The sequence below is a fragment of the Methylophilus sp. Q8 genome (assembly GCF_000800115.1).
In the GTDB taxonomy this organism is placed as follows: Bacteria; Pseudomonadota; Gammaproteobacteria; order Burkholderiales; family Methylophilaceae; genus Methylophilus.
Map to the genome: position 1 here is coordinate 387,145 of NZ_JUHE01000001.1, position 13,494 is coordinate 400,638.

A 13,494-nucleotide genomic window follows, 5' to 3' on the forward strand; every position below is an offset into this window, starting at 1 on the left:
TAAATCACTGTTTCACACACGCATCCACGCGTGCTATTTAAATAACGAAAGAACACATCATGGCAACTCAATTAGACTCACTCACCCAACGCTTAAGCTATATCGTCGGTGAAAACCTGGCACATCAACTTAAAAATGATGGCCTCGAACTGGACGCAGAAGTGGTCGCACTCGCAGTGAAAGATGTCATGTCCGGTCAGGCGTCCCGCTTAACTGATGACGAAAAAAGAAGCGCAGTCGAGCAGGTACAACAAGAGAGCCAGGCAAGGCAAATGGCTGCGCATGCGAAAAACAAGGCCGAGGGCGAAGCCTATCTGGCAGACAACGCAAAAAAAGAAGGCGTGACAACGACGGCCAGTGGTCTGCAATATAAATCATTGGTGACTGGTAGTGGCGCAAAACCAACCACCAGCGACCGCGTCAAAGTGCATTACAGAGGCACGCTGATCGACGGCACGGTGTTTGATAGTTCTTATGACCGCGGTGAACCGATTGTTTTCCCGGTGACTGGCGTGATCGCAGGCTGGGTAGAAGGCTTGCAATTGATGAATGTAGGCAGCAAGTTTGAGCTGACAATCCCATCCAACCTCGCCTATGGCGCAAATGGCAGCGGCCCGGTGATTGGTCCGGATGCGACCTTGGTGTTCGAAGTAGAATTGTTAGATATTGAGTAAGTTTTACGATAAAAAAACCAGACCTCTTGGGTCTGGTTTTTTTATTTGTGCGAAGAAAAGGGACTAAACCGACTCCTGGCGTTGCCCTCTACCCAATAAAGCCGTCACAGCTTCCTGTGCAGATTTATGGTTGGTCAGTAATTGATTGACTTCAAAGGTAATCGGCATTTCAACGCCTATCGTCTCAGCACGACGCATCACTTCGCGCGCAGTATTCACGCCTTCAGCCACGTGCCCTAAACCTGCCAGTATGCTTTCAAGTGACTTGCCAGAAGCGAGTTGCAAGCCAACTTCACGGTTACGTGAATATTGACCGGTACAGGTCAGGATCAGGTCGCCAGCGCCTGCTAACCCCATAAACGTTTCCGCTTTGGCACCCAAGGCCATACCAAAACGGGTAATTTCAGCCAGGCCGCGCGTAATCATGGCGGCACGTGCATTGTTACCAAAGCCCATGCCATCCGAGATCCCTGCGGCGATCGCCATCACATTTTTGACCGCCCCACCGACAGAAGCACCCACCACATCCACACTGTCATACACGCGCAAGCAACCACCGTGTATGAGTTGCGCAGCCTGTTGTGCCAGCTCCCGGTGATTCGCCGCCAGCGTAATGGCTGTGGGCAAGCCACGAACCAGCTCAGCGGCAAAACTGGGACCGCTTAACACGCCCCATGGATAATCCGCACCCAGCTCCTCTTGTGCCACTTCAAATGGCAATTTTGCCGTTTGTGGCTCCAGCCCTTTATTGGCCCAGATCAGCGGCTGCGTGATACCCAAGGCCTTAAGCTGTTGCAAGATTGGCCGGAAGCCAGCTGTAGGCACGACAGATAAAATCAGGTCAGATCCTGCCACAGCTGCAGCCAGGTCGTCTTCAACCGTAAGCTTTTCAGGAAAAGCAAAGTCGCCCAGATAGAGCGGATTAGCACGCGCCTTGCGCATACCGGAGACATGCCCGCTATTACGCGCCCACAGCACGACGTCGTGCTGTAAGGCGATATGCATGGCGAGCGCTGTGCCCCAGGCACCAGCACCAAGAACGGCGACCTTACTCATTTGGCTTTATCCAGATAAAAGACAAAAGTAAGTCACAGGTAACTTACTTTTTAAGATAAAAAATTAGTTAGGTGCGCCAGCAGCCTGGGCTGCTTGTTGCTGCTGTTGCAGGTAAAGCGCTTCGAAGTTGATCGGGTTCAACAACACAGGCATAAAGCCGGCGCGTGTCACCATGTCAGAAATCGCTTCACGGGCATATGGGAACAGAATGTTCGGGCAAGCCACGGCCAGGATAGGCTCCATGTTTTCTTGCGGCACGTTACGAATCGCAAAAATACCAGACTGGTTAACTTCCACCAGGAAAGCTGTTTTGTCTTCGATTTTGGCGGTCACGGTCACTTTGATAGAGACATTGAAAATGCCTTCTTCGACTTGCTGTGCATTATTGCCCAACTCTACATTGATTTGCGGAGTAGCACGCTCAGTGAAAATAGCAGGCGCATTTGGCACTTCAATCGAAGCATCGTGTACATACAGCTTTTCAATGCTGAAAATCGGCGCTGCGTTTTGTTCTGTTTGGTTCTGTGAATCCTGAGCCATGAATTATCCTTAATAATTATCAATACACAAAGCCGCTATTCTAACCGGACATCCCCGGCATGACTATGTGTTTTTTGTGACAAAAAACAATGTGTTTCAAGCAGCCAGCAATGGGTCCAGGCCGCCTTGTACATCAAGCGCATGCAAGTCATCAAAGCCACCTACATGCTGCTCGCCAATAAAAATCTGCGGCACGGTACGGCGACCGGTTTTTTCCATCATTTCAACCCGTAATTCCGGCTGTAAATCGACGCGGATTTTTTCAATCTCGGTCACGCCCTTGTTCTTCAACAAGCGCTCCGCATTGATGCAATAAGGGCATACTGCGGAGGTATACATCACGACTTTAGCCATACAATTCCTTTTAAAAACATGCCTGCTTGCAATGCTGTTTATTTACTGCTCGGCATCTTGGCCTCTATCCAGGCCAGCATGCCACCCTTGAGTACATTCAAAGTCGTAAACTGTTGCGCTTTGAGCAATTTGGCGGCGGTATGCGCACGCCTGCCACGCTGGCAAACAACCAGCACAGGTTTATCGCGAAACTTTTCCAGCTCTTTGAGGCGCTCAGACAATTGCGATAACGGCACATTGCGCGCCCCTTGCAAATGGCCTTGGGCAAATTCGTCAGGCTCTCGCACGTCCAGCACCAGCGCAGACTTACGGTTCATCAGTATCACGGCTTCAGTTACCGAGAGCGAAGTGATACCAGCCACAGAGCGACTCAACATCGGCAATAGCAAGGCCAGGCCCGAACCGATTGCCAGACCGATCAACAATACATTTTGTTTTAAAAACTCCACTTGTACACTCGCCCTCTTAGCTTAATGATTAGCAGCACGATTGAATAAAGCACCAGCCCCTTCGGGTATGCGTCGCCTGCGGTTGCGATTATAATAGACGAATTCATCAATTCGACGTTCCGTCACCACTTTAAAGACTGTTAGCCATGTCAATCAAACCTGTCATTTTGCTTATCCTCGATGGTTTTGGTCACAGCGAGACCACTGAATTCAATGCCGTGTTACAAGCCAACACCCCGAACCTGGACAGATTAAAGGCCACTTACCCGCACGGGCTGATCAATGCCTCGGAGCATTACGTCGGCTTGCCAGATGGCCAGATGGGCAACTCTGAGGTCGGTCACTTGAATATTGGGGCGGGACGTATCGTCTTTCAAGACTTTGAACGCATTAATAACAGCATCAGCAGCGGTGAGTTTTTCAAATTGCCTGCCCTGGTGAATGCCATGCAGGCACTCAAAGCAAATGACAAAGCCTTGCACATTCTAGGGTTGCTGTCTGACGGTGGTGTACATAGCTATCAGCCACATATTCATGCCATGCTCGACATGGCCAAGCAACAAGGTCTGAGCAAGGTCTATGTACATGCCTTCCTTGATGGCCGCGACACGCCGCCAAAGAGTGCGCAACCCTATCTGCAAGCACTGGAAGACCACCTGAGCGCACTGGGTGTGGGCAAAGTCGCCACCGTTGGCGGCCGTTTTTATGGCATGGACAGGGACAAGCGCTGGGAGCGTGTATCAGTGGCTTATGAGCTGCTGGTCAATGGCACTTCTGACTATGTCGCGCCTGACAGCCTGACGGCTTTGCAGCAAGCCTACGCACGTGAAGAAAGCGATGAGTTTGTAAAATGCACCGCCATCCGTGCAGTGGATGCAGCACCGGTCCGGATGGAAGATGGTGACTGCCTGGTGTTTATGAACTTCAGGAGTGACCGTGCCCGCCAGTTGACAGATGCCCTGCTCAACCCACAATTTAGCGGTTTCGAACGTAGCCGTGTGCCGCGCTTCAGCCACTATTTTACGCTGACACAATATGACAAAAACCAAACCTTGGCCGAACCAGTATTTGCACCGTTTACGGTGCCTAATACCTTTGGCGAATACGTGTCTAATCTTGGGCTAAAACAGCTGCGTATCGCCGAGACTGAAAAATATCCGCACGTGACATTTTTCTTTAATGGCGGCGAAGAAACCGTGTTTACCGGCGAAGACCGCATCCTGGTGCCGTCGCCTAAAGTCGCGACTTATGACCTGCAACCGGAAATGAGCGCTTACGAGCTCACCGACAAACTGGTGACGGCGATTGAATCCCAGCAATACCAGGCAGTCATTTGTAATTATGCCAACGGCGATATGGTAGGCCATACCGGCAACCTGCAGGCAGCGATTAAAGCGGTAGAAACCCTGGACACCTGTGTTGGGCGCGTAGTCGCTGCGGCACAAAAAATGGGCGCAGAAGTCATTATTACCGCTGATCATGGCAATGCCGAAAGCATGTTTGACCACGCCAGCGACCAGGCACACACCCAACACACTACCAACCTGGTGCCGTTTATTTACATTGGCCGTGCCGGGCACATTACCCCAGAAGGGGCGCTGTCTGATATTGCACCGACCTTGTTGTCATTAATGGGGGTACCGCAACCGGCCGAAATGACCGGTAAAAACCTGATCACCCTCAATGCAGCAGCCTAAACTGGCTCGCCTGGTGCATGCCTGATTTCAGCATGATTGCTTACCCACAGCCCAAACGACTGTGTGCAGCCTTGGCTGCGTGCCTTGTCTTGTGTGCAAGCAGCTTACCTATGCCTGTGCACGCAGCGGCCAATGACAAAACCGAAACCACCAAGGGCGATCTGGAGCAAGTCAAAGAGAAAATCCAGCAATTAGCCAATGCACTCAAAGCCTCACGCGTGGCCAAGCAGGATGCACATGAGGCGTTAAAAGCCTCAGAAACCGCCATCAGCAGCTCACGTAAAAAGCTGCGCGAAATTCAGGATGCGCAACAGGACAATCGTGGCAAACTGCAAGACTTGCAAAAGCAATTGTCATTACTGCAGCGCCAGGTCAATCAGCAGCGCCACACGCTGAGCGAACAGCTTAATCAGCAATACCGCCATGGCAATAACAGTCCGCTGCAAATGTTATTACAGCAACAAGACCCGGCTAACACCACGCGCAACCTCAAATACCTGGGCTACCTGACGGCGGCTCACCAGCAGCAAATTCAGTCATTGCAAGATAACCAGGAAGCGATAGACCGCGTACGCTCGGCCACCACAGAGCAACTGCATGAAACCGAGCGCCTGGCGAATCAATACAGTGAAACGACGCAAAAACTGGAAGGTGAAAAATCACGCCGGACTGAGGCACTGAACGAGCTTTCCAAGCAAATTGAAACGCAAGAACAGCAAATGGTGCGTCTGAAAAAAGACGAAGAAGCCTTGTCACAATTGTTCCAGCGCCTGCTGGCCGAAGCGAAAAAGCGCGAGCAGGAAGCACTGGCCAAAGCCAAACGCGAAAAAGAAGCGGCCGCGAAAAAAGCCGCTGAACTGGCACGCAGCAAGAAAAAATCTGGCGGACGCACCTTTGAACGCGCTCCCCAGACCAATGTCGATGACAGCGAAAGCAATACACCAAACAACACAGTCGTTGCTAAAAATGAAACCTTACCCGAATACAACGCCAATAAAGAAAACTTCTCGCAATTGCGCGGTCGCTTGCGCTTGCCGGTACGTGGCGATGTTATTAACCGTTTCGGCACTGCACGCGCAGACACGGGCGTCAGCTGGAAAGGCATTTTCATCCGCGCCAAAGAAGGCAGCGAGGTCAAATCCGTGGCGGGCGGCCAAGTAGTCTTTGCCGACTGGATGCGCGGCTTTGGCAACCTGATCGTGGTCGATCACGGCAACGGCTATATGAGTTTGTATGGCAATAATGAGGCTTTGTATAAGTCTTCTGGACAAAGCGTCAAATCCGGCGACACTATTGCCGCCGTCGGCAACAGCGGCGGCAATGCCGAAAACGGCGTCTACTACGAACTGCGCCGCAACAGTATTCCTTTTGATCCCCTGCAATGGAGCACTGTGCGCTAGCACCGCGCACTCTTCACTCGCAAACCAGCACCCACGTAAATGACCACCTGAGATAAGAGGTGGTTTATTTTTGTCTCCAGCTAAATACTCAACCCAAAAATGATAAATTAATTTAAATTTAATTATTATTTATTAACGTATTCATATACCATCAAATGTCCGGAAAACATCCGGAAGGCAATGGGCGCACCAGCGCTCATGACCCTAGCAATCAACTTAACCTCGTTCGTTTATACAAACAGTCGTTTAGGAGAATAGCCATGGAAGTGAATATTGGAGTCATTAATCCGTATGCCGCCGCAGAAGTGATTGCGCAAAAGAAAATCAACTGGGAGCAAGTCGCCGAACCTGAAGTCATGCTGGCGGAGATTTTAGGCGTCAGCGCAGAAAAAATCTTTGACCTGCGTAACCCCATCCTCAGGCCAGATGCTGAACTTTCCGCCGACGGTAGTCTGAAGGTGCTATCTGAAGCACAAACTGCAGACAGGATTAACCGTTTCTATCAAACCCAAAGTCCTGTTGCCACCAGATCTATCGGTGCACAACGTTTGCGCCTGGGCACCATCAGAAAATCGGTGGTGCTTTCTGAGATCATGATTAATACCGCCGTGTTACGCACGGCCATTGCCAGTACGCCATGGACACCTCCAGACAAAGACTGGGTAGATATGGGCGACTACTTTGAAGATGTGGCCGAGCTCAACGACCCAATACAAGGCGTATTGGGCGACTGCTATTTCATAGCCGCCATGGCGTCGGTCGCCTGGGCCAGACCATATGCCATCGTCAATATGACCCGCCCTTCAGCCTGGGGCAATGAGGAACAGCCGATACACAAGGTCAATTTTTATAAAAACGGGGCCGGGGAGGCACAAGCCGTGGAAGTGACAGAGTTGGTGCCAGTCAGCAAGCCTGCGCACAACTGGATCTACGCGCGCTCACTGGATGCAGGCGAAACCTGGCCAGCTGTGATGGAAAAAGCCTACGCAAAATGGCGGACCAGTAATAGTACAGACTTTCCCAACTATCCGGCCATCGCCGGCGGCGATCCGGTGAATGCCTGTGCCGAAATCATCAGCGGTGAAAAGACTTATGTCAGTCATAGTGGCAAAACCGGCGATGATTTGTGGACATTTGTCCGTAGCCATTCGCTCAGCAGACGTACGGTTAACCCGATGGTAGCCTGGACCTATGGCTCCTCCCCCGCCGGGACCAATTACAGCACAGCCAAAGTGGTCGGCAATCATGCGTATTCGATTTTGGGCTGGCAATATGTTGACGGTGAAAAATACATCGTCTTGCGCAATCCGTGGGGCACGCATCATGCCGTGCTGGATACGCTGTCAGGTAACTGGTCTGCCTACCAGATATCGTTCTCGGCCAGTATCCCCCTCAATAGCAACGGTGTGTTTGCCATGAAGGCGAGTACCTTCCAGCAATATTTTGCCGGCTCAGGTGTCGTGGTATAAATAATGAGGCATGTCTTTACCAGCCACGTGCAACCAGCGTGGCTGGTAAAGGCCATCATCGCCAGACCATCATTTTGCGAATCGTAACCATCCTGTTACTGCTAACACTGCCATTGCTGCCGGGTAGCGAAAGGAAGCCGTCAATGACACCGAAAATTACACGCTTGATTTACCGCTATCAGGGCGCATCCGTGCCACCACCTTACCATCGCAGCTTCGCGCTGACGGTTGATGCCGAAAGGATCCATTTGGTTATCACCAGCTATGACGAGACACTAGCCGACGTAGAGCAGGAGCCAGCAGCAGACATCATGCTGCAACTGGCACAATGGATTCAAGACTACCACCTGGTGGCCATGCCACGGCAGGCCATCCGCCCAGCGCTATCTGCAGATACCGGCGCAGGCATCCATTCATTGATGCTCTATGCCGGGCAGCAAAAGATCATGGATGCCAGTACGGCTAAACACGCTGACAGCACAACTGCAATATTGACCGGGGATGTGGAGTCTTTCGCCAGGCAACTCACGCAATGCGTCGACCACTATGAAACCTATATGCACACGCCCTGATATGGATGCCTAGCGCGCATCCTCAGGGATCACCGGCAATGGCATGTTACGTCTGGCTTCGGCATAAATTTGATCCAGTTCTTCTTGCGACATGGTGATACCAGGGACGCGCTCATCTGCGCTAGGCTCATAGCCGCCAGCCGAGGGAGTTTCGGCTGCATTGGTATTTGCTGACGGCTTCACAGGCTGCTCGGTTGTTGAAGCTTCATGCTCACAACCCACCAGGCAAACAGCACACAAAAAAGATAAGACAACGATAGAACAATATTTCATCACAACATTTCTAACACAATAAAAACGAATTACTCACCCATCACATGCATCAACACGCGACGGCGGGCGGGCAAATGACGGTGCTCAAACAGGAAAATACCTTGCCACTGGCCAAGGGCAACCCGACCCTGTAACACCGGGATGGACAGGCTGGTTTGCGTAAGCGCCGTACGCACATGCGCAGGCATATCATCCGGGCCTTCCACGGTATGTATAAACAAATCATCACCATCAGGCACTAGTCGATTAAAAAACGCTTCCAAATCAACCAGTACATCACGGTCATAATTTTCATTGATCAATAGGCTGGCAGAAGTGTGTTGAATATAGAGCGTGAGCAATCCGCTCCCGATGCCGGACTGCTGTACCCATTGCAAGACTTGTGGCGTGATATCGTACAAACGCCGCCCTTGCGCATCGATAGAAAGTGTTTCGTGATGCTGTCGCATAACGGATTCCCGGAACAAAGAACTAAAGCTGCATTATACCGGGTTCAGGTCACGGGCCAGTATTACCAGTAGCGCCAGCCACCGCCCCAATAAGGTCGGTAACCCCAAGGGCCACCGTAGAAGCCTGGGCCACCATAAAACCAGGGGTCCATGCTACGCAACCTCGCCATGTCACGCTCGCGCTTCAGTTTTGCCTCAGACTCCACGCGCGCTTTTTCGCGCTTGTTAATTTCGTCAGCAATGGCATTCTGTTCAGCCAGTGCATTGGCCTGCTGCATGTAATTGAGCACGCCTTTGGAGATGCCTTTTTGATGCCAGTCCAGCACATCAGACGGCGTCAGTGAATAGCGTGACTGCGATTGTTTGATCGCCTCAATAATCTCGGCATCGGTTTTGCCTTGCTTGCTCATCGCCACAATCTGCTCCAGGGTCAACGTGGATTGGGCAGGTGGCACCAGCGCAGCGAGCTGCTCAGGCGAAATGCGGTCAATTTGCAAAGGCTGTGGCGGCTGCGAAGCGCAGCCAGCCAGCACCCCCAGCAAAAAAGTCGCAGAGATTAAACGCAAAGATTGTGAATAACGCATAGTGCTTCCATTCTACACCCGATAAAAGTAAAGGGTCACACCCGGTATGACCCTTTTATTGCAATCAAGGTTCAGTCACCTCATTCGCTGCTTAGCCTTTGCGAAACTGCATCTTCCCGGCCTGGAAATCGACGCGAATCGTGTCTTTGGCGGCAAACTGCCCAGCCAGAATTTCACGTGCCAGCGGATTTTCGATTTCGCTCTGAATAGCCCGTTTTAACGGCCGCGCGCCGTATACCGGGTCAAAGCCGGCATTGGCAATTTCAGCCAAGGCGGCATCACCGATCTCCAACTGCATATCCATCGCGGCCACCCGTTTGGCCAGCAATTGCAACTGGATACTGGCAATCGATTTCACATGTGTTTCGCCCAGGGAATGGAACACCACGACCTCATCGATACGGTTGATGAACTCAGGACGGAAATGCGTTTTCACTTCGCCCATCACGGCCAGTTTCACCACTTGGTAATCCTGGTCGGCCATGCTTTGTATCATCTGGCTGCCCAGGTTGGAGGTCATGATAATTACCGTGTTTTTAAAGTCCACCGTGCGCCCCTGGCCATCGGTCAGGCGACCATCATCCAGCACTTGCAACAAGACGTTAAACACATCCGGGTGCGCTTTTTCCACCTCATCCAGCAACACTACAGAGTAAGGCTTGCGACGGACGGCTTCGGTCAGCGTACCACCTTCTTCGTAACCGACGTAGCCAGGCGGCGCGCCAATCAGGCGGGAGACTGAATGCTTCTCCATAAACTCACTCATATCAATACGCACCAAGTGATCCGGGCTATCAAACAGAAAGTTAGCCAGCGCTTTGCACAACTCGGTTTTACCCACGCCGGTAGGCCCCAAAAACAAGAAGCTGCCATATGGGCGGTTAGGATCACTCAAGCCACTACGCGAACGACGAATCGCGTCCGACACCAGGCGTACCGCTTCATCCTGGCCGACCACGCGCTCATGCAAGCGGCTCTCCATATTAAGCAACTTTTCACGCTCACCAGTCATCATTTTGCTCACAGGAATGCCCGTCGCGCGGCTGACCACTTCGGCAATCTCGTCAGCGCCCACTTCAGTGCGCAGCATTTTATGTTTGACTGCACCATTGGCTTCGGCCGTTGAAGCATGCTTTAACTGTGCTTCCAATTGTGGCAATTTGCCATACTGCAACTCAGAGACTTTTTGCCAATCGCCCTTGCGCTTGGCCGCTTCCATATCCAACTTGATCTTTTCGATCGCCTCTTTAACGCCAGCCGAGCCTTGCACCGCTGCTTTTTCTGCTTTCCATACTTCTTCCAGGTCAGCGTACTCTTTTTCCAGCTTGTTGATTTCGTCTTCAATCAGGCCAAAGCGTTTCTGGCTGGCTTCATCCTTTTCGCGACGCACCGCTTCACGCTCGATTTTGAGCTGAATCAGGCGGCGGTCGAGCTTATCCATCACCTCTGGCTTGGAGTCGATTTCCATCTTGATGCGTGAAGCCGCCTCGTCAATCAGGTCAATGGCTTTATCCGGCAAGAAACGGTCAGTGATATAACGATTAGATAACTCAGCTGCCGCCACAATGGCCGGGTCAGTGATCTCTACGCCATGGTGCAGCTCGTATTTTTCCTGCAAGCCGCGCAAAATGGCAATCGTCGCCTCAACACTCGGTTCATCGACCAATACCTTCTGGAAGCGACGCTCCAGCGCCGCATCTTTTTCGATGTATTTGCGGTATTCATCCAGCGTGGTCGCACCCACACAGTGCAGCTCACCACGCGCCAGCGCCGGTTTCAGCATATTGCCCGCATCCATCGCCCCCTCGGACTTACCCGCGCCGACCATGGTGTGAATTTCATCAATAAAGACAATGGTCTGGCCTTCGTCTTGCGCCAATTCTTTGAGCACAGACTTTAAACGCTCTTCAAATTCACCGCGGTATTTGGCTCCGGCCAGCAAGGCGGCCATATCCAGGCTCAGTACTTTTTTGTTTTTGAGCGAATCTGGCACTTCGCCATTCACAATCCGTTGCGCCAGGCCTTCGACGATAGCCGTTTTACCGACACCAGGCTCACCGATCAGCACCGGGTTGTTTTTGGTACGACGTTGCAATACCTGGATCGCGCGGCGAATTTCATCGTCACGGCCAATCACCGGATCCAGCTTGCCGGCACGCGCACGCTCGGTCAGGTCCAGGGTGTATTTTTTCAATGCTTCACGCTGGCCCTCCGCTTCCTGGCTGTTGACGGAATCATTTCCGCGCACCGCCTTAATCGCCTGCTCCAGCGCAGTCTTATTCACGCCGTGCTGCTTAAGCAATTTGCCAGTGTTGCCTTTGTCCTCGGCCAGGGCCAGCAAAAACATCTCGCTGGCAATATAGCTATCGCCACTCTTTTGGGCCAGTTTGTCGGTGACATTTAACAGGTTGTTAAGGTCACGCGAAACCGCGACATCGCCGCTGTTTTCACTGATTTTTGGCAAGGCGTCAATTGCTTGTTGCAAGCCGGACTTCATTGCACTGACTTGCGCACCCGCGCGTGACAATAAGGCTGCAACACCGCTATCGTCCTGGTTGAGCATCGCCAGCAACAAATGTGGCGCTTCAATAGTAGGGTGGTCGGCACCCACAGCCATGCTCTGGGCATCGGCCAGTGCCTGTTGGAATTTGGTGGTGAGTTTATCAAAACGCATGCAAACCCTTTCATTATTTAAAGTCATGCCGCAGCGCGCGGCTGGATAACCCTATAATGCGGCGGGTTTTTGCGTTTTCAATAGATGCAGATCAAATTGGCGCGACTTTAGTCAGTGGTTCTAATGCGTAAACGGCACCAGCTGCAAGCCTTTATCGCTACTGTTCACTGCCAGCGTTGCTTGCCCTTGCAGATAAAGCCAGTGTGGATAATCGAGCTTGCTGCTGTGTACGATCACGACCTGTGCACCCCAGGTTCTACCGCCATCTGATGACGCCATCGCCACAATATCAGCGCCAGTATGATCATGTTCTTGCCAGGCTAGCCAAACCTGATCGCCGACGCTCAATAATGCCGGATGACCTGCATTCCTTTTCGTGTCACCAAAGCGTCTCGGCGGCGAAGTCACCCAGGCCTGGCCATCCATACGCGCAATACGCAAACCAGGTTTGTCACCCGCACCATCAAAATAAGCCAGGTGATAACCAAACCCTTCACCCACCGCCAGGGCCGCGCCATGATGCGGGCAACCTTCTATTTTCCAATGGCCATAACTGGCACGCACCAGCACAGGCTTACCCACAGGGCCAATTTCGGCCATGGCATGATCGCGCTCGTTCCCTTCAAATACGTGCCGCCACAATACGGCCACAGTACCATCCGGCTTGCTGGTCATGGCAATGCGGCAACATTCACAACCGTTATCGGCCAACTTCTGCTCAGGGCTAAAGCTTTTGCCTTGATCGCGTGAAACGGCATAGTAAATCGCTGCGCCGTCATAGGCTTTAGCTGCGGCCTTGGCTGCCAGCATATCCCGCCAGGCAACGGTAATCGTGCCATCTGCCGCCACTTGCAAAGCATCATAACGATGGGTGATTTGTTCACGGTGCTGATGCACGATATAAGGTGTTTCAAACCTTTTGCCGCCATCCAGTGATCGTGCAAACCAGATATTGCCCGCATGGTTCTTTTTCAGCGCCTCGGTCCAGCTGACATAGACGGCGCCATTGGCATCTGCTGCAATATTTGGCCGCGCTTCTGCGTCTGCCGCAATCTGCATCGGCGCAGGATTCACAGCGACTTCGGTGCTAAAATGCTTGCCGGTATCGTCACTGGCCGACACCCAGACCTGCCCCTGTCTGACCTGTGCCAGCAACACACGCCCGGCATGGTCTACCGCCACGCTGACGGCCAATTGACTTGCGGATGGTTCGTGATGGGACTCATGTGCTTGAACCACCTGTATCGATAGAAAAAAAGCCAGCCCCCACACCAGATTTGCCCACTGTTTGACCATCAATTGC

At 52.2% G+C, this 13,494-nt stretch carries 14 protein-coding genes; 5 read left to right on the top strand and 9 right to left on the bottom strand.

The features are described from left to right. Positions 1–59: 59 nt before the first annotated feature. Positions 60–674 carry an FKBP-type peptidyl-prolyl cis-trans isomerase gene (locus GQ52_RS01965; RefSeq protein WP_047514678.1) on the top strand — a complete coding sequence of 205 codons (615 nt, stop codon included), beginning with the start codon at positions 60–62 and terminating at the stop codon, positions 672–674. Between the two features lie 63 nt (positions 675–737). Here the strand turns inward: GQ52_RS01965 and GQ52_RS01970 are convergent, their stop codons facing one another. From GQ52_RS01970 to GQ52_RS01985, 4 genes are all read right to left on the bottom strand, one after another. Then, the gene (locus GQ52_RS01970; RefSeq protein WP_047514681.1) at positions 738–1,730 is read right to left on the bottom strand and encodes an NAD(P)H-dependent glycerol-3-phosphate dehydrogenase; all 993 of its coding nucleotides are present in this window, start codon (positions 1,728–1,730) and stop codon (positions 738–740) included. Between the two features lie 63 nt (positions 1,731–1,793). After that, positions 1,794–2,270, bottom strand: coding sequence for a protein-export chaperone SecB (secB, locus tag GQ52_RS01975; RefSeq protein ID WP_019881488.1), 477 nt, complete (start codon positions 2,268–2,270; stop codon positions 1,794–1,796). Between the two features lie 96 nt (positions 2,271–2,366). Continuing rightward, a complete protein-coding gene (grxC, locus tag GQ52_RS01980) occupies positions 2,367–2,624 on the bottom strand; it encodes a glutaredoxin 3 (RefSeq protein ID WP_047514683.1) in 258 nt (85 codons plus the stop codon). Positions 2,625–2,662: 38 nt separating this feature from the next. Further along, a complete protein-coding gene (locus GQ52_RS01985) occupies positions 2,663–3,073 on the bottom strand; it encodes a rhodanese-like domain-containing protein (protein ID WP_047514686.1) in 411 nt (136 codons plus the stop codon). Positions 3,074–3,219: 146 nt separating this feature from the next. On the opposite strand from GQ52_RS01985, the gene gpmI reads away from it, so the two are divergent. From gpmI to GQ52_RS02005, 4 genes are all read left to right on the top strand, one after another. Next, entirely contained in the window at positions 3,220–4,770 is a 1,551-nt protein-coding gene (gene gpmI, locus GQ52_RS01990) for a 2,3-bisphosphoglycerate-independent phosphoglycerate mutase (protein WP_047514689.1), read from the top strand. 110 nt (positions 4,771–4,880) lie between these two features. Further along, positions 4,881–6,170: a murein hydrolase activator EnvC gene (locus GQ52_RS01995; RefSeq protein WP_235272921.1), complete on the top strand. Its 1,290-nt coding sequence runs from the start codon at positions 4,881–4,883 to the stop codon at positions 6,168–6,170. A 260-nt stretch (positions 6,171–6,430) separates the two neighbouring features. Next, entirely contained in the window at positions 6,431–7,639 is a 1,209-nt protein-coding gene (locus GQ52_RS02000; RefSeq protein WP_047514695.1) for a C2 family cysteine protease, read from the top strand. Between the two features lie 143 nt (positions 7,640–7,782). Further along, entirely contained in the window at positions 7,783–8,211 is a 429-nt protein-coding gene (locus GQ52_RS02005) for a hypothetical protein (protein ID WP_047518468.1), read from the top strand. A gap of 9 nt (positions 8,212–8,220) precedes the next feature. Here GQ52_RS02005 and GQ52_RS02010 read toward each other — a convergent pair whose 3' ends face one another. The 5 genes from GQ52_RS02010 to GQ52_RS02030 form a co-directional block, all read right to left on the bottom strand. Beyond that, the gene (locus GQ52_RS02010; RefSeq protein ID WP_047514698.1) at positions 8,221–8,484 is read right to left on the bottom strand and encodes a hypothetical protein; all 264 of its coding nucleotides are present in this window, start codon (positions 8,482–8,484) and stop codon (positions 8,221–8,223) included. 29 nt (positions 8,485–8,513) lie between these two features. Next, the gene (locus GQ52_RS02015; RefSeq protein ID WP_019881477.1) at positions 8,514–8,933 is read right to left on the bottom strand and encodes a secondary thiamine-phosphate synthase enzyme YjbQ; all 420 of its coding nucleotides are present in this window, start codon (positions 8,931–8,933) and stop codon (positions 8,514–8,516) included. A 62-nt stretch (positions 8,934–8,995) separates the two neighbouring features. Further along, entirely contained in the window at positions 8,996–9,517 is a 522-nt protein-coding gene (locus GQ52_RS02020; protein ID WP_019881476.1) for a hypothetical protein, read from the bottom strand. 91 nt (positions 9,518–9,608) lie between these two features. Further along, positions 9,609–12,191 (bottom strand): ATP-dependent chaperone ClpB, encoded by a 2,583-nt coding sequence (clpB, locus tag GQ52_RS02025; protein WP_047514701.1) that lies wholly within the window; start codon positions 12,189–12,191, stop codon positions 9,609–9,611. Positions 12,192–12,311: 120 nt separating this feature from the next. Then, complete coding sequence (locus GQ52_RS02030) at positions 12,312–13,487, bottom strand: sialidase family protein (RefSeq protein ID WP_047518470.1); 1,176 nt, start codon at positions 13,485–13,487, stop codon at positions 12,312–12,314. Positions 13,488–13,494: the final 7 nt, after the last annotated feature.